At 74.2% G+C, this 16271-nt stretch carries 11 protein-coding genes and 1 pseudogene; 7 read left to right on the top strand and 5 right to left on the bottom strand.

Annotated features, from left to right (window positions below):
- Positions 1 to 34: 34 nt before the first annotated feature.
- Positions 35 to 553, bottom strand: a complete 519-nt coding sequence (locus tag ACGF8A_RS16835) for a hypothetical protein (RefSeq protein ID WP_393108751.1) — start codon at positions 551 to 553, stop codon at positions 35 to 37.
- 117 nt (positions 554 to 670) lie between these two features.
- Here ACGF8A_RS16835 and ACGF8A_RS16830 point away from each other — a divergent pair, with 117 nt between their 5' ends.
- Complete coding sequence (locus ACGF8A_RS16830; RefSeq protein ID WP_393108749.1) at positions 671 to 1978, top strand: ABC transporter substrate-binding protein; 1308 nt, start codon at positions 671 to 673, stop codon at positions 1976 to 1978.
- A gap of 99 nt (positions 1979 to 2077) precedes the next feature.
- Here ACGF8A_RS16830 and ACGF8A_RS16825 read toward each other — a convergent pair whose 3' ends face one another.
- A complete protein-coding gene (locus ACGF8A_RS16825) occupies positions 2078 to 3826 on the bottom strand; it encodes a hypothetical protein (RefSeq protein ID WP_393108747.1) in 1749 nt (582 codons plus the stop codon).
- A 200-nt stretch (positions 3827 to 4026) separates the two neighbouring features.
- Positions 4027 to 5412 carry a transcriptional regulator gene (locus ACGF8A_RS16820; protein WP_393108745.1) on the bottom strand — a complete coding sequence of 462 codons (1386 nt, stop codon included), beginning with the start codon at positions 5410 to 5412 and terminating at the stop codon, positions 4027 to 4029.
- A gap of 316 nt (positions 5413 to 5728) precedes the next feature.
- Between ACGF8A_RS16820 and ACGF8A_RS16815 the strand changes: the two genes are divergently transcribed.
- The 6 genes and pseudogenes from ACGF8A_RS16815 (at position 5729) to ACGF8A_RS16790 (ending at position 13818) form a co-directional block, all read left to right on the top strand.
- Positions 5729 to 6391: a bifunctional DNA primase/polymerase gene (locus ACGF8A_RS16815; RefSeq protein WP_393108743.1), complete on the top strand. Its 663-nt coding sequence runs from the start codon at positions 5729 to 5731 to the stop codon at positions 6389 to 6391.
- 37 nt (positions 6392 to 6428) lie between these two features.
- Positions 6429 to 7590: pseudogene (locus tag ACGF8A_RS16810) on the top strand (transporter); the annotation flags it as partial.
- A gap of 114 nt (positions 7591 to 7704) precedes the next feature.
- Positions 7705 to 8478 (top strand): hypothetical protein, encoded by a 774-nt coding sequence (locus ACGF8A_RS16805; RefSeq protein WP_393108741.1) that lies wholly within the window; start codon positions 7705 to 7707, stop codon positions 8476 to 8478.
- 18 nt (positions 8479 to 8496) lie between these two features.
- Positions 8497 to 12696 carry a CHAT domain-containing protein gene (locus ACGF8A_RS16800; RefSeq protein ID WP_393108739.1) on the top strand — a complete coding sequence of 1400 codons (4200 nt, stop codon included), beginning with the start codon at positions 8497 to 8499 and terminating at the stop codon, positions 12694 to 12696.
- A gap of 28 nt (positions 12697 to 12724) precedes the next feature.
- A complete protein-coding gene (locus tag ACGF8A_RS16795; protein WP_393108737.1) occupies positions 12725 to 13162 on the top strand; it encodes a hypothetical protein in 438 nt (145 codons plus the stop codon).
- Entirely contained in the window at positions 13159 to 13818 is a 660-nt protein-coding gene (locus ACGF8A_RS16790) for a hypothetical protein (protein WP_393108735.1), read from the top strand. The genes ACGF8A_RS16795 and ACGF8A_RS16790 overlap by 4 nt, the downstream gene beginning before the upstream one ends.
- Positions 13819 to 14026: 208 nt before the next feature.
- Here the strand turns inward: ACGF8A_RS16790 and ACGF8A_RS16785 are convergent, their stop codons facing one another.
- Positions 14027 to 14941, bottom strand: a complete 915-nt coding sequence (locus tag ACGF8A_RS16785; RefSeq protein ID WP_393108733.1) for an alpha/beta fold hydrolase — start codon at positions 14939 to 14941, stop codon at positions 14027 to 14029.
- Between the two features lie 535 nt (positions 14942 to 15476).
- Complete coding sequence (locus tag ACGF8A_RS16780) at positions 15477 to 16169, bottom strand: metal-dependent transcriptional regulator (RefSeq protein WP_129796318.1); 693 nt, start codon at positions 16167 to 16169, stop codon at positions 15477 to 15479.
- Between the last annotated feature and the right edge of the window lie 102 nt (positions 16170 to 16271).

Here is a 16271-nt window from a genome sequence, read left to right as displayed (position 1 = left end):
CCTGAGCAGGCAGAAACCCGACCGACCGCCCCGCCTAGGCCGACCGCGTCAAGATCCGCAGGACCTCGAGCGTCCGGGGCGCCACCTCCGGATCCTCCCCGTCGCTCGCGGCCATCCGCACATGCGCGTCCCGAGCCGCCCGCACCGCATCCGGCCAGGCCGGATGCTCCATGTACGAGGACACCGGCGCGTCCGGCCCCACCTGGTGCATGATCCGCAGCACCCGCAGCACCGCGGTGTCGACCAGCGCGGCCTCCTGCGAGTCCCGGAATATGGTCCCGACGTACTTCTCGGCGGACCAGTGGTCGAGCCAGGTGTCCTCGACGAGCCGGTACACGGCGTCGGTGACGTCCCCGTATCCCTCGACGCCCGCGAGCCAGACGTCCCGCTGGAACACCGGATCGGAAAGCATGTGCAGCGCGGAGCGCACATTGCTGCGCCAGCGCCACCACGGCATGTCGTTCAGTGGCATGCCACCCATCGTGGATGAGCGATGCCCGCGACGGGAAGGGTTCACCGAACCTTGCACTCCTTGCACACCTTGCACGGTCATCGATCGTACGTTCCTCGACGCACGCCGTTCACGGGACCCCGCAATTCACCTGGCCGTCACCTCCAGTTGAACAAGGGTCACTCAGAGATTAGGAATGTGGCGGAATCGTGCGTGTCCATGACCGGCAGGCGACGCAGCAGCAGCCCCCTTTTCTCCGTACTCACCAGGCCCGGAAAAGCCCTGCGCACAGCGGCCGCCCTGGTGGCGTGCGCGTCGCTGACCGCCGGGTGCGGGGCCGTGCCCGGCCTCTCGGGCGGCGCGGGGGACGACGAGATCACCGTCATGACCTGGGCGCCGCAGGACACCAACGCGACGAACAAGCCCGGCATGCCCGCCCTGGCGCTCGCCTACGCCCGCCACGTCAACGCGAACGGCGGCATCAACGGACGCAAGCTCAAGGTCGTGATCTGCAACGACCGCAACGACAGCGTGCACGCCGCGAAGTGCGCGCGCCGCGCGGTCAAGCAGAAGGCGGCCGCGGTGGTCGGCTCCTACAGCCAGTTCGCCGACTCGTTCTTCCCGATCCTGGAGGGAGCGGGCATCCCGTACATAGGTGGCTACGGCATCACGAACGCCGAGTTCACCAGCCCGCTGTCCTACCCGGTCAACGGCGGCCAGCCCGCCCTGCTGGCGGGCCTCGGCAGGCAACTGGCGAGCACCTGCGGCCCGGTCGCGCTGGTCCGGCCGGACACCATCGCCGGTGACGAACTGCCCAACCTGCTCAATGCGGGCCTCGAAGCGGGTGGTCACCAGGACGCGGCCGACCTGCGCGCGGCGGAGGAGGCCACCGAGTTCTACGCCCAGTCCGAGCAGGCCCTGACCCGCGCCACCGAGGACCCCTCGGCCCGGGGCTGTGTGGTGCCCGCGCTCGGCGACCGCACCAACATCTTCATGGACTCCTTCCGGCGCGACCGCGAGGAGTACGAGGAGGTGCGCATGGGCACCGTGCTCGGCAGCGTCGACCAGACGGTCATCGACGCGACCGGCGGCGCGTCGAGCCCGTACGAGGGGGCGCACATCACCGGCTGGTACCCGGTGGAGACGGACCAGCGCTGGGACGGGATGAAGAAGGTCATCCGCGAACAGGCCTTCACCGACACCCGGATCGACCCCGCGGACGCGGGCGTGCAGACCACCTGGATCGCGTACACCGTCCTGGAGGCCGTCGTGAAGTCGCTCGGCGAGAACGAGGTGTCCGCCGACACGGTACGGCGCACCCTGGACGACGGTTTCAAGGTCACCACGGGTGGGCTCACGCCGACCCTGCGCTGGCAGTTCCAGGACGTGCTGGCCTCCGTCGGCCTGCCGCGCCTGGTCAACACCGACGTGACCCTCCAGGTGGTGAAGGAGGGCCAGCTGGTGGCGGAACGCCAGGGCTCCATCGATGTGACGAAGACGCTGCAGGGCACCGAGGACGAGGACTGACGCTCCCGCGCCGCCGCGCACCCGTCACCGGCCGCCGGTCACCGGCCCCCCGCGGGCCCAGACGGCCCCAGGCGGCCCCTTTCCAAGGTCCCAGGTCTTTCACAACTGGGTCGGCTGGCGCTCGGTCAGGCCGTACTTCCGGGCGATCGCGTTCCACAGCTTGGCGGCCTCGCCCTTCTGCGTGGTGGCGATGCCGCTCTGCTGGTTGCCTGCCGCGGTCTGGCCGGTGCTGCGGGCCTGCCCCTTCTTGCAGAGCTTGCCCCGCTGCCCGGCGACCTGGTCCGCCCAGGCCGCGTAGTGGTTGTCCGCGGACGCGGAGGCCTTCCAGGCCTTGTTGAGCGCGGCGGTCAGCGCCGCGTGTTCGGGCAGTGCGTCCACGGGGAGCCCGGCCAGCTGGGTGACCAGGCTGTTGCGCTGCTCGGCCGCGCCGCGCAGGTCCTTGGCGGCCTGGGCGAGATTGCCGCAGGACTTCACGTCACCGACGGCCCTGATCACCGTCGCCCGGCTGTCACCGCTGTCCGCGAGCAGCTTGTCCAGGGCGACGGCCTGCTGCTCGGCGGGGTCGGCGGACGGCGAGGCCGAGGACGAGGCCTCGGTGCCGGCGGCGGAGGGGGCGGTGGCGGAGACGGGCTGGGGGTCCTTGTCCTGCTCACCGCCGCCACCGGCGAGCAGCGCCCCGGCGCCGATGCCGACCACGACGATGGCCACCCCGCAGGCCGCGATGAGCGGCACCTTGGAGCGGGTACGGCCTGCGCCGTCCCGGGCGGCCCGCCGCCCCTGCGCCGGGCCGGGGGTGTCGTAGGACGGCTGCGGTGCGGCGTGCCCGGTGCTCTGCGGGCCCTGGTAGCGGGGCATGTGCTGGGTCGCGCCGGCCTGGCCCGCGTCGCCGCCGGGTCCGCTGCGGAAGAGGTTGTCGAACTCGGCGGGCGGCTGCCGGTCCCCGTACGCGCCCTGCCCGGGCACGGGCGGGATGTACTGCGTGGCGTCGGCGTCGGATCCGGACGGCATGGGTCCGGCCGCCCCGCCGCCCTCCGGGGACCGGCCGAGGTACGCCGTCGTCCCGGCGGGCCGGTCCGCCGGCCCCCCGGGCGGCATCTCCGGCGGCAGCGCCCCGGGACCGACCGGCGGGATGTACTGCGTGGCGCCCTCGTCGTGCGAGGCGGGGCCGGAGGCCACGGGCGGCAGGTACTGGGTGGCCCCTGCGTCACCGGGTCCCCCGGTGACGGGCGGGATGTACTGGGTGGCGCCCTCGCTCCCGGACCCGCCGTGGGCGGGGTGGTGAGCTCCCACCGGCGGGATGTACTGCGTGGCGCCCTCGTCGCCGGACGCGGCCGCGACCGGCGGTATGTACTGGGTCGCCCCGTCGTCGGCCGGGGGCAGCGGCATGCCCGGCGCGCCGTGACCGGCGGGCGGCAGCGGCGCCGGGGCGCCCGGCTCGGCCAGCGGTGCGCCGTGGCCCGGCGCCCCGTAGGCGCCGTACGAGGCCGGTGCGCCACCGCCGTAGGCCTGACCGTGCGCTCCCGCGGGCGGGAGCGGGCCCGGCTGGTCCTGCGCCGCCCACGGCGCGGGCTGCTGCGCCTGCCACGGCTCGGCGGGCGGGGTCTGCCAGTCCTGGCCGGGCTGCGGGCCCGGGGCCTGGTGCTGTTCGGGGCCCCACGGCCGGCCCCAGGCCTGGCCGCCGGGCGGCGCCGACGCCGGGGCGGGGCCGCCGTGCTGCGGGTCCGCGGGCCGGTCGCCCGGTCCGCCCGTCATACCCGGCAGCAGCGGCTCGCCACCGTCGGAGGGCAGCACGATGCCTTCGCGCGCGGGTCGCGCCGAGGGCTCCTCGCCCTGTCCACTCTGCGTCACCGGGACTCCTACGAATGGGGGACCATCGGAATCGTCGGCTCACGCTACCGGGTCCCCCGAGCGGGTCGCCACGCAGCACAGGACCTGACCTCCTGCCCTGTGACGGCCGTAACAAAACCGGCCCGCGGCACGCTGTTTACGTCACCTCCCGCCTCCGGCGGCCTGGTTCGTCGCGTGTTCACGCGCACGCGAGGCACATTTCACGCGGCTGCCTGGAGGTCCAGCCGAGCCCCGAATTCCCGTACCACGGACTCCTCCTGGAACGGCTCCAGCCGCTGCTGGAGGTCCTCCAGATACTCGGCGCCCCGGTTGGAACGCAGGGTCCCCAGCAGTTCGACCGCCTTCAGCCCCGTCTGGCAGGCCTGCTCGATCTCGCGCTGCTGCACCTGTGCCGTGGAGAGCAGCACATAGCCGATCGCCCGCCGGCGCGCCCGGGACTCGGGGTGGCCGTCGAGCGACTCCCGCGCGCACCGCGCCGCCGCCTCCGCCTGGCCGAGGTCACGGTGGCAGTGGGCCAGTTCGTCGGCGAGGTAGGCCTCGTCGAAGTGCTTGATCCACGCCGGGTCGTCGCCGGAGGCCCCGTCCGCCTGCTCCATGGCGGTCACCGCCCGCCCGGCGGCCTCCTGGGTGGCGCGCGCGTCGCCCATCAGCGCGTGCCCGCGTGCCTCGGCGGCGAGGAACATGGCCTGCGCGCGCGGCGTCACGCGCCCCCGCGCCCCCTCCTGCGCCGCCCGCGCCAACTGCGCGATCTCCCGGGGGTTTCCGAGCTGCGCGGCCAGGTGGCTCATGGACGCGGCGAGCACATAACCGCCGTATCCACGGTCACCGGCGGCCTGCGCGAGCCGCAGCGCCTGGATGTAGTAGCGCTGGGCGAGGCCCGGCTGGCCGGTGTCGACCGCCATGTACCCGGCGAGCTCGGTCAACCGGGCGACCGACGCGAAGAGTTCCCGCCCGACGGCCTCCCGGTACGAGCCGGCGAGCAGCCCCGAGACGACGCTGTTGAGATAGTGCACGACGACCGGGCGCACATGCCCGCTGCCGTACTGGTGGTCCAGGTCGACCAGCGCCTGGGTCATGGCCCGCACGGCCGCCACGTCCGACTGGCCCACGCGCGGGCCCGCCGAGCGCGCCACCTGCGCGTCGGGCGCCGAGATCAGCCAGTCGCGGCTCGGCTCGACCAGCGCGGAGGCCGCGACGGACGAACCGGACAGGAAGTCCCGGCGCCCCACGTCGCTGCGCCAGAGCTCGCAGACCTGCTCGATGGCTCCCAGTACCGTCGGCGAGAACTGGAGGCCGACGCCCGAGGCGAGGTTCTTGCCGTTGGCCATGCCGATCTCGTCGATCGTGACGGCACGGCCGAGCTTGCGGCCGAGCGCCTCGGCGATGACCGCCGGCGCGCGTCCGCGCGGTTGCTGTCCGCGCAGCCAGCGGGCCACGGACGTCTTGTCGTAGCGCAGGTCGAGACCGTGCTCGGCGCCGCACATGTTGACCCGCCGGGCCAGCCCGGCGTTGGAGCAACCCGCTTCCTGGATGAGCGCTTGCAGCCGTTCGTTCGGCTGCCGTGCGACGAGAGGCCTTGCGGCCATGGCGTACCCCCTGAGGCTGCGGTGCCCGCCCGCACACCGAGTTGTCGTGTCTTCCACGACCGGGACCCGCCGGGCCCTTTCGCGGGCGCCCGGGAATTCCGGCCGTGAAGATCAATGCCCCGCTGACATACCGAAAATGCGAGACATGCGAGGATTGCCGGGGTACAGGCGCTTGCCGACCCCACACCTGGCTACCCAGCTCCCGCCGCGGATCCTCCCGCGCGCCCCCGGACATGCACCCGTGCGCCCCGGATGCCGAATCGATGCTCCTCCCCCGCGCGCGGTCCGGCCGTAACCCGAGGTGGGGCTGGGAGTTGTGTTGAGCGTGGAAGAGACGATCCCGGCCACCGAAGCCGCACAGATTCCGAAGCAGCGCGGGGAATCGCTGCTGGAGACCGCCGTTCGCTACGCCGAGGAGCGCCACTGGGACGTGTTCCCCGGCACCTGGCTGGAAGCCGTCGACGGAGTGCAGCGCTGCTCCTGCGGGGACGCCGCGTGCGGTGCGCCGGGGGCGCATCCGGCCCGGCCGGACTGGGCGACGCAGGCGACCGGCAGCGCGACGGTCGCGCGGCGGATGTGGCAGAAGCAGCCGAACGCGTCGATCCTGCTGCCGACGGGCCGGACCTTCGACGCGATCTCCGTGCCGGAGACCGCCGGTTTCCTGGCGCTCGCCCGCATGGAGCGGATGGAGCTGAGCCTGGGACCGGTGACGCTGACCCCGGACCGGCGGATGCAGTTCCTCGTGCTGCCGGGCGCGTCGGTGAAGGCCCCCGACCTGGTGCGGAAGTTGGGCTGGGCGCTCGGATCGCTCGACCTCATCGCGCTGGGCGAGGGCAGTTACGTCGCCGCGCCCCCCACCCGCTACGGCTCACGCGGCGCCGTCCAGTGGGCCTGCCGCCCCACCCCCGCCAACCGATGGCTGCCGGACGCCGAGGAGTTGCTCTCCCCGCTCGCGTACGCCTGCGGACGGGACCGCTGACCGACTCCCACGGAACAGGGCTCCCCTTAGGGTTCTCATACTGGCGCTGCTGGTCTGCGTGGCCCTGGCGCGGGCCGTCGCCGCCGCCAACATCCGGCTGCTGACCAGCCGCAAGGGACGCGATCTGGCCGTGCTGAGCGGCCTTGTCGTCGCGGTCGGCGCCCAGGTCGTCAACTTCGGTGCGCAGCGGCTCGGCTCGGCCGGTCTCGGGCAGCTCGAACCGGCCGCCGACGTGCTGCGCTGGGTGCCGCCCGCCTCGGCGCTGGGCGCCGTCGACGCGGCCGGGGACGGCTCGTACGGCATCGCCGCCGCCCAGCTCGCCCTGACGGCACTGGCCCTGGCTGCGCTGGTCAGGGTGTGGGCGCGGCATCTGGACCGGCTGATGACCTCGCCCGACGGCTCGACGATCCAGGCCATGGCCGACACCGCCGTACGCGAAACGGTCGTCGCGCGGGTGGGCGCGGCTGCTGCCGGGCGGTCGGACCGGGACCGTCATGGAGCGCAGCCTGCGCTATGTCTGGCGCGATCCGAAGACCAAGGCGGCCTGGGTGGCCTCGCTGGCCATCGGACTGATCGTGCCCGTGTTCAACGCGTTGCAGGGCACCGGGTCGATCTACTTCGCGTGCTTCGCCGCGGGCATGCTCGGCATCCAGATGTACAACCAGTTCGGGCAGGACACGTCCGCGTTCTGGATGGTCGCCATGACCATCTCCTCCACCCGCGACGCCTACGCCGAACTGCGCGCGCGTGCCGGCGCCCTGCTGCTGATCACCCTGCCGTACGCCGCCCTCGTCACCGTCGCGACCACGGCGCTGCTCGGCGACTGGGCCAGGCTGGCGGAGGTGCTGGGGCTGTCGTTCGCACCGCTGGGCGCGATGCTGGCGACCGGGGCGTGGACCTCGGCGCGCTTTCCCTGCTCCATCCCGCAGGAGGGCTACGAGAACGTGGCCCCCGGCCAGGCCGGCCTCGCCTGGATCGCGATCTTCGGCGGGATGGTGGCCGCGGCCCTGCTCTGCGTGCCCGTCATCGTGCTGACCATCCTGATCAACACCAGCGCGGAGGGCGGCACATGGAGCTGGCTGCTGCTGCCGGCCGGGACGGCCTACGGGGCGGGGCTCACCTGGCTCGGGCTGCGGCTGGCAGCACCGCGCACGGCACAGCGGCTGCCGGAGATCCTGGCGGCCGTCAGCAGGGGCTGAGCCGCTCCTGGCGGCCGTCAGCAGGGGCTGAGCCGCTCCCCGGCGTCAACTCCTGTTGTGTGCCTGCCATTGGGGCTTACGATCCGGAGACGGCAGTCGGCGTTGGGGGCGCGAGTGGCCAGATGGTTCGGCAAGTCCCGAGGACGGCAGCCCGGCGACGACGACCCGTTGGGCACCGCGGACGAACTGCGCCTGGCGTACGGGCAGAGGGGCGACCCGGCCCTGCTGCGCCGGGCGGTCCAGGCGGCGGAACAGGCCCGCGAGGGCTCTGCGGCCGACGACCCGCGCCACGCCGCCGCCCTGTCCGCGCTGTGCATGCTGTACCGGCTGCGCTGGGAGCGGGAACGCGACGCCCGGCTGCTGGACCGGTCCGTGACGTACGGCCGGGAGGCCGTCGAGGCCTCCCCGCCCGGCGATCCCGAACTGGGCCGGCACATGTCGTCGCTGGCCACCTCGCTCCAGGAAGTCTTCGACCGCACCGGCCGGCAGCAGGACATCGACGAGGCGATCGCCCTCTACCGCGGCTGCCTCGACCTCCTCGCGCCCGGCCACCCCGAACACGCCGGGCAGGAGTCCAACCTCGCCAACGCGCTGCTCCGCCGGTCCCAGAAGTTCCCCGACCCGGCCGCGCTGGAGGAGGCCGTACGGCACGCCCGCGCCGCGCTCGACCACACCCCGGCCGGCGATCCGATGCACCCCGTGCGGCTCGTCAACCTCGGCGGCGCGCTGCTCGGGCTCGTGCAGAGCGGTCAGGTCCGGCACGCCGCCGAGGCGCAGACGCTGTACGAACGCGCCCTGCGCGAGTTCCCCCGCACCCATCCCGCGTACGCCTCCGTCCAGGGGGCGGTGGAGCGGATCCGTCACCTGCGCAGGGCACTCGGCATCTGAGCCGCGAGGGGGCCTGGGGTGGCGGAACTACTCCTTGAGGTACAGGACTTCGCCGGGCTCCACCGCTGGCGCTGGGAGCTGACCGACCCGGCCGACGGGCGCGTACTGGCCCGGCACGAGGTGCGGCTCGACCCCGGCTGCGCGCAGTACGAGGCCTTCCTCGACATCCCGGGCCACATACGGCGGCATGCCGCGCCCGACCGGCGGACCGCGCGGGAGCGGGAGATCGTGCGGGAGGTGGGCGCGTGGATCGGCACGGAGATCCTCGGCCCCGCCGCCGGCGTCCTGCCGGCGGCCGCCCCCGTGGTCGTGCGGGTCGTGGTCCCGGCCGATGTCCCGGGGGCACGGCGGCTGCTGTACGTGCCGCTGGAGCTCGCCCACCTCGACGGGCGGCCACTGGCCCTGCGGGGCGTCTCCCTCGTGATGCAGGTCGGGGACAGCGGTGACCCGCGCGAACCGGCGGCAGCGGCCCGGCCGGTGCGGATGCTGGCGTTGTTCAGCCAGCCCCAGGGGAGCCGGGCGCTGAACCTGCGGCGGGAACGGCTGGCGCTGACCGGGCTGTTCACCGGCGCCGGACGGGACGTCGAGGTGCGGACCGTGCAGTACGGGGTGACGCGGGAGCGGCTGCGGGAGGTGCTGGCCGAGGGATGGGACGTCGTCCATGTGTCCGGGCACGGGGCGCCCGGTGAGCTGCTGCTGGAGACCGCGGCGGGCGGGCCGGACCGGATCCGGGCACCGGAGCTGGGGGCCTTGCTGAGCCAGGCGCGGGGGGTCTCGCTGGTGACGGTGTCGGCGTGCTGGTCGGGTGCGTCGGCCGTACGGGAGCAGCGGCGGGCGCTCGGGGTGCCGGCGGCCGGGGTGCCGGACGACGAGGGAGCCCACCCGGACGTGGTGGGCACGCTGGCCGGGGAGCTGGTGGGGCGGCTCGGGTGCGCGGTACTGGCGATGCGGTATCCCGTGACGGACCACTTCGCCATCGCACTGGCGCAGGGGCTGTACCGCCGCCTGATCGTCGACGGGCAGCCGCTGACGGAGGCGCTCACGGGGGTGCTGACGGAAGGGTGGTCGGCGCTGGAGGCGGGGACACCGGCGCTGTTCGGGGCACGGGCCGCGCGACTGCGGCTGGCGGCGTCACCGCTGCGTACGCCGCCAACCGATCGGCTGCCGCCCGAAGTCCCGCCCCTGCCGGAGCACTTCGTCGGCCGGGTCCCCCTCATGGCGCGCGCCGGTGCCGTACTCGCCCCGCGCAGCGGCCTGTGCGGCGTACTGCTGCAAGGCATGCCGGGAGTCGGCAAGACGGCCTGCGCGCGGGAGCTGGTGGAGACGCACGCGCACGCCTTCGAGGAGGTCGTCTGGTTCAAGGCGCCGGAACGGACGGAGACGGACACGCGGGAAGTCCTCGCGGAGTTCTCGTCGGTGTGGGAAGGGGTGGTGCCGGAACTCCCCAACGCCGACGAACGGTTCGAGGAGTTCGCGGACGCCGTCGCCCGGTGTCTCGCGCGGCGGCGGGTGCTGCTCGTCATGGACCATCTCGACGGGCTCCTCACCCCGGCCGGCACCTGGCGGGACGAGCGGTGGCAGGTGCTGCTCGCCGCCCTGTCGCAGCACCCCGGGCCCGGGCGCCTCGTCCTGACCGGCCGCGTACGCCCGCCCGGCCCGGGCCCCCGGGTGCCGACGGAACCGGTCGACCTGCTGAACCCGGACGAGTCGCTGCTCCTCGTGCGTGAACTGCCCCACCTCGCGGCCCTCGCCGACGGCCGCGCGCCCGGCGTGACCCCGGCCGCCGGCCGCCGTCACCTCACCGGTCTGCTGGACCTCACCCAGGGCCACCCCAAGCTGCTCGAACTCGCCGACGGCCAGGCGGCCGACCCGGCGCGGCTCACCGCGCTGCTCAGCTCCGCGGGACGGGCCTGGGCGGAGACCGGCCGGGTGCCCGAGGGCTTCTTCACGGCCGGCCCGGCCGCCACCCGCGACGACGACCACGTGCGCGTGCTGCGCGTCTGGGCGGGCGGCATCGCCGACGCCCTCGCCCCCGCGCCGCGCGACCTGTTCCACGTCCTGTGCTGCCTGCAGGAGTCCGACCGCACCCGCCCCGTCCTCGACCACAACTGGCCCGATCTGCGCGCCGGCCTCGGCCACCCCGACGCGCCCCTCGACCCGCTCCTCGACACCCTGGTCGGGTGCGGGCTGCTCACCCGCCGCCGGTCCGCCCCGGCACCGCGCGGGACCCGGGAGTCGTACGACGTCCAGCCCGCCGTTGCCTCGCAGGGGCGGGCGCGCGCCGGGGAGACGTTCCGGCAGCTGATCGACACGCGGATGGCCGGGTACTGGGTACGGGTCTTCGAGATGGCGTGGAGCCGGGAGGGCACCGACTCGGAAGGCGCCCGCCTCGCCGGGCCGGTACTCGCGCGCGCGGGCCTTTCGGCGGCGCCCTACCTGATCCGGCAGCGGATCTGGCAGGGCGCCGAGGCGCTGCTCCAGGCCGTGCTGCGCCGGGACGGCAGCCGGGCGACCAGGGCACGGGTGCTGCCCGTGCTGCGCCGGCTCGCCGCCCTCGCCGCCACCGGCACCGGCGCACCCCCGCCGCACGGCGCGCTGGCCGAGGTGCTGTGGGCGACCGACCCGCCGGCGGCCGAACGGCAGGCGAGGGCGGCCCTGGCCGAGGCGCTGGAACGGCGGGACCACGCCGGCGCCGCCACGGCGGCCGGTGCCCTGGCGGGTCTGTGTCTGCGCACCGGACGGCCCGCCGAAGCGCTCGCCTTCGCCGACGCCGAGATCGCCCACGCCCGCGAGGCCGGGCTCGGCATGTGGACGCGGCTGCTCGGCGAGGTGCACCGGCTGCACGTGCTGGTCGAACAGGGCGAGTCCGGCCGGGTCGTGGCCGAGGCGGCCGTACTGCTGCGGCGGATGCGCGAGCTGCCCCGGAAGGGGGTCGGTGCCGAGGGCGTGCTGTGGTGGGAGGTCTGGGAGGAGCTGTGCGACACGGCCCAGCGGGGCGCCGTCGACGCCGGGGAGTGGCGGACGGCGCTGGAGTACAACGCCGAACTGTGCGCGTCCACGGCGGGCCGAGGCGCGCCGGCCGCCGAACACGCGCAGGCCCGCCTGCCCGCCTACATGCCCCTGCTGCGGCTCGGCCGCGTCCAGGAGGCGCTGGCCCTGCTGGAGGAGTGCCGGGAGGTCTTCGAGGCCGCCGCCGACGATCTGCTGCTGGGCGAGGTGTTCGGCGCGCTCGCCACCGTGGAGGACGCGCGCGGGCGGGGCGCGGCGGCACTCGCCCGGGGGCGGGACTGTCTGCGGTACGCCTACCGCGCGGGCGTCCCCTCGACCGTCGCCGTCAGCCACGCGAACTTCGGCGCCTATCTGCACTCCCACGCGCGGGACGGCTCCGGAGCCGTCGCCCACCACCTCGCCGGGGTGCTGCTGGGCGTCCTCACCGGCGGCCGGACCGCCGGCGGCCTGGGCGCGGTCGTGAGTGATCTGCGGGAGTTCGGGACGGACGCCCGCCTGCCCGGCGGTCCGGACGCCCTGAACGCGCGCGTGGCGCTGGTTCCCGGCGTCGACCTCGCGCGGCTGCTCGACCGGCTGGTACCCGACGGCGGGCGGGTGCGGGAGGTACTGGCGGAGCTGGTGCGCGAGGCCCGCGAGGAGGCCGACGCGGGCGCTCTGGCGGCAGCGGTGTGGCGGATGGTGTGGGAGCCGTCGGTCGCGGCCCTCGTCGCCGCCGAGCGTGGCAACACCGCGGCCAGGGTGAAGCTGCGTCAGCATCTGGCGCGCCAGGGCGCGATGACCCCACAGTTCGCCGCGCTCAGCCGCGTCCTGCGGCACATCCTCGACGGGGAGCGCGACCCGGGTGTGACGGCCGGGCTCGGGCCGCTGGACGCCGACGTGGCCCGCCGCGCTCTCGGGGCGCTGCGCGGCGAGGAGGAGATCGCCGCCGGACTCTGGCCCAGCCTGCATCTGAGCCTGGCCCTGGGCAACTTCGTGGCCACGGCCGCGGGCCACGGCGCAACCGCCGACGCCAACCGGGCCACCCTCGACGACTTCCACGCCGATCCCGCCCTGCGGGCGCTGGCCCCGGTGCTGGAGGAGATCCTCGCCGGGAGCCGCGACCCGGCGCTCCCGGAGCGGTTGCGCGAGCCCGCGCAGCGGGCGGTGGTGGGGGCGGTGCTGCACTGCCTCGACGGGATCGAGGGAAGGCTGGGTCGACAGACACGGTGAGTCGGGAGACACGGTGAAGGGAGGGGCTGTGGCGGAGGAACCGCGGCTGAACGACGTACGGCTCGGGCCGGACGGCTCGCTGGAGTACTTCGACGGGGCGCAGTGGAGGGACTACCCGGACATACCGGACGACGAAGAGGCTCCGCCGCTCGCGGTGAGCCGCGACGAGGAGAGGTGGCCGGACACCGGGAACCGTGGCTACGACGGGCCGAGGCCGAAGGGCGGGACACCGGACGACGACCGGCCTGCGCCGGACACCGGGAGCCGGGGCCACGACGGGCCAGGTCCCGACACCGGGAGCCGGGGCCACGACGGGCCCGAGCCCAGCACCGGGAGCGGAGAAGGCGACCGGCCGGGGCCCGACCTCGCCGGCAGCGGGGACGGCGACCGGCCGGACACCGGGGGCCGGGAGGGCGGCAGGGGGCGGTGGCGCGGCGGCCTGCGCGGGGACGGGGGTGCGACGTGACCGTACCGCCGCCACCGGAGGGAGCCCCGGGCGCGCTCGGGACGCAGTTCGACGCGCTGCCCTCACCCCTGGACGCCGTGCCCGAGCTGCGTGCGGCGGCGCGGTGGATGATCGCCGCGTTCGGGGCGGTGGGGGCGGCGTTGATCGGGGCCGGCCCGCTGGTCGCCGTGGGCAAGGTGCACGGGCTCGGTGAGGCGGTGGTCGCCGGCGCCGCCCTGGCCCTCGCCCTGAGCGGGGTAACCCTTGCCGTCTGGCAGGTCAGCCGGGTGCTGGAGCCGCCGGTGACCACGACGGCCACGCTCTTTGATCCCTCCGTACGCGGCCTGCGCGAGCTGATCGACGCCGCGCCCGCCGACTTCTTCGGCTCCGCCGCCACCGGCGTGGACGACCTGCTGCGGCACCGCACCGTCGCCGCGAACATCCAGCGCGCGATCGCCCGCGAACCCGACCCGCACCGGCGTGAACTGCTCAGCCGTCACCTGGCCCGCGCGCGCGCCAACGTCGCCCGCACCGATCCCTATGTGCGCTGGCTGCTCGCCATGACCCACGTCTGGCAGATCCGCGCGGCCCTGCACACGGCCCGGCGCTGGTGTCTGCTCGGGATCCTGCTCGTCACGACCGGTGCGGTGGCGTTCCTGGCGGTCACGGGCAAGTGACACCCGGACCAGCGGGTCAAGGGAACAAGGGGTCAATGGAACAAGGGAACAAGGAGTCAGGAGGTCAAGGGAACAAGGGGGCAAGGGGTCAAGGGGTCAAGGGGTCAAGGGAGCAACGGGGCAACGGGGCAACGGGGGCAGCAGGGCAGCAGGGCAGCAGGGCAACGGGGTAGCGGAGCGCGGGAGCACCGGCGGCCCCGGGCGCGCCTCACACGCCGAACGCCGACTCCAGGAACGGCTCGATCGCCGCGCGCCACGCCTCCGGCTGGTCGTAGTGGATGAGATGGCCGGCGTCGGCCACCTCGGCGTACTCGCCGCGCGGGAGGACACGCACCATCTCCTGGGCCTCCGCCCTGCCGAGCTCGCCGTCGAGGCCGCGGACGACGAGGGCCGGGCAGCGCACCTGGGCCAGCTCGTCCCAGTGGGCGTCGTACACCCAGGTCTCGCGGGACTTCAGCATCTGCTCGACGTCGAAGACCGGCCGCCAGCCGTCCGGCGACTCGTGCATCACCTCGGCGTAGAACGCGCCGCGGGCCGGATTCGGCCGCTCGACCCAGGGGTCGTCCTCGCCGAACCACTTGCGCACGTCGCCCAGGGTGGCGAAGGGGACGGGCCAGGACCCGAACCAGTCGACCCACTCACGCTGCGACGCGGCCCCGAGGGCGGAGGCCCGCATATCGCAGATGATCACGCCGCTGACCAGGTCGGGGCGTTTGGCGGCCAACTGCCAGGCGGTGAGCGCGCCCATGGCGTGGCCGATGAGTACGGCGGGGGCGAGGCCGAGCTGTTCGAGGGCGGCCTCGGCGTCGTCGACGTACGCCTCACGGGTGTACGCGGCCTGCGGGGGCTTCTCGCTCTGGCCGTGACCGCGCTGGTCGAGCGCCACGGCACGGTGACGTCCGGAGATCCAGCGGGCGGTGGAGGCCCAGTGCGAGGCGCGGCCCATCAGGCCGTGCAGTAACAGCACGCCGGGCGAGGGGTCGGGGCCGGTTGCGGAACCGGCTGCGGGGCCGGCTGCCGGGTCGCCCGTCACCGGCTCGGGGTCGTTCTTCGGTGGGTCACCGAACTCCCACGCCGCGAGTCGTACGCCGCCCGCCCCGATCACGTCGATGCGTCGCGCCATTGCTGCCGGCACCCCCAAGCTCCGCTCGGACCCGCTCGTACCCGTACTGGCCGCCGTGTTGCTCGCCCTACGGCCCTGCTACCCCTGCTTGTCCTAGTTGTCGTACCGCGCGCCCCACGGGACCGGTTCTGCCTCTGCAGACTATCGAATGGGCTTTCGAGAATGGGCTTTCTGCGGGCAACACCCCTCGTTTGAGTGACGCCGCTGCAGGAATGATCCCGCCGCCCCAGGGGAGATCTTCAGCGGGAGGCGGACCGCTCGGGGAAAAACGGTCCGAGGGGGACGACCCTGAGAGCTCGGGGCTCCGGGTCAGAAAAGGGGAGGACAGGCCCCGGCGCCACACGGCGCCGGGGCCCTCCGTTCGCCTCCGGCACATCCCCACCCCGCCCCCTCGGACCCTCCGCTCAGGCGACAGCCTGGCACGCCGGGCGTCCGGGCGCTGCGATTCGGCATACCGAGTCCAGGATTCGACGAGAACCACCCGCCGAGCCGCGCGCCAGATGAGCTGCGAGAGCCCGGCGAGAGCGGGGAGGACTCAGCGCTTGGCGACGAAGACGTGGGAGGCGACGTCCGACTCCAGTTCGGCAGCCTCGCCGCCGCTGCCCACCAGGACCCCGCCCGCCGACTCCGTCACGCTCACCACCGAACCGGGCTGCACACCCGCCCGGCGCAGCGTGTACATCAGCTGCGCGTCCGTCTGGATCGGCTCACCGATGCGGCGCACGACGACGGTCTTGCCCTCCACGCCCGGGTCGAGGTCGGCGAGCGAGACCATGCCCTCGTCCAGGAACGGGTCGGCGCCGTCCTTCTCGCCCAGCTCCTCCAGGCCCGGGATCGGGTTGCCGTACGGCGACTCGGTGGGGTGGCGCAGCAGCTCCAGGACCCGGCGCTCCACCGCCTCGCTCATCACGTGCTCCCAGCGGCAGGCCTCGGCGTGCACCTGCTCCCACTCCAGGCCGATCACGTCGACCAGCAGACATTCGGCGAGCCGGTGCTTGCGCATCACACGGGTCGCCAGCCTGCGGCCCTCGTCGGTGAGCTCCAGGTGGCGGTCGCTGGCCACGGACACCAGGCCGTCGCGCTCCATGCGCGCCACCGTCTGGCTCACCGTCGGCCCGCTCTGGTCCAGCCTCTCGGCGATACGGGCGCGCATGGGGACCACACCTTCCTCTTCCAGCTCAAGGATGGTGCGGAGATACATCTCCGTGGTGTCGATCAGTCCGGACATACGTGCCCCTTGATTAGCTCTGCCGAAGGCTCGACCGCTCTCCGGCGCGTGCGCTGGCCCTGGCTTCAATTCTGCCGGATACCACCGACAACCGTGCCGCGC

Source organism: Streptomyces sp. NPDC047706, from assembly GCF_043204795.1.
Classification (GTDB): Bacteria; Actinomycetota; Actinomycetes; order Streptomycetales; family Streptomycetaceae; genus Streptomyces.
This window is presented reverse-complemented; position numbering and strand designations above follow the sequence as displayed.

What these genes read in the sequence shown, in the direction of transcription:
- ACGF8A_RS16835 (WP_393108751.1), bottom strand. Translation starts at nt 553, where the DNA reads ATGACCGTGCAAGGTGTGCAAGGAGTGCAAGGTTCGGTGAACCCTTCC.
- ACGF8A_RS16830 (WP_393108749.1), top strand. Translation starts at nt 671, where the DNA reads ATGACCGGCAGGCGACGCAGCAGCAGCCCCCTTTTCTCCGTACTCACC.
- ACGF8A_RS16820 (WP_393108745.1), bottom strand. Translation starts at nt 5,412, where the DNA reads ATGGCCGCAAGGCCTCTCGTCGCACGGCAGCCGAACGAACGGCTGCAA.
- ACGF8A_RS16785 (WP_393108733.1), bottom strand. Translation starts at nt 14,941, where the DNA reads ATGGCGCGACGCATCGACGTGATCGGGGCGGGCGGCGTACGACTCGCG.
- ACGF8A_RS16780 (WP_129796318.1), bottom strand. Translation starts at nt 16,169, where the DNA reads ATGTCCGGACTGATCGACACCACGGAGATGTATCTCCGCACCATCCTT.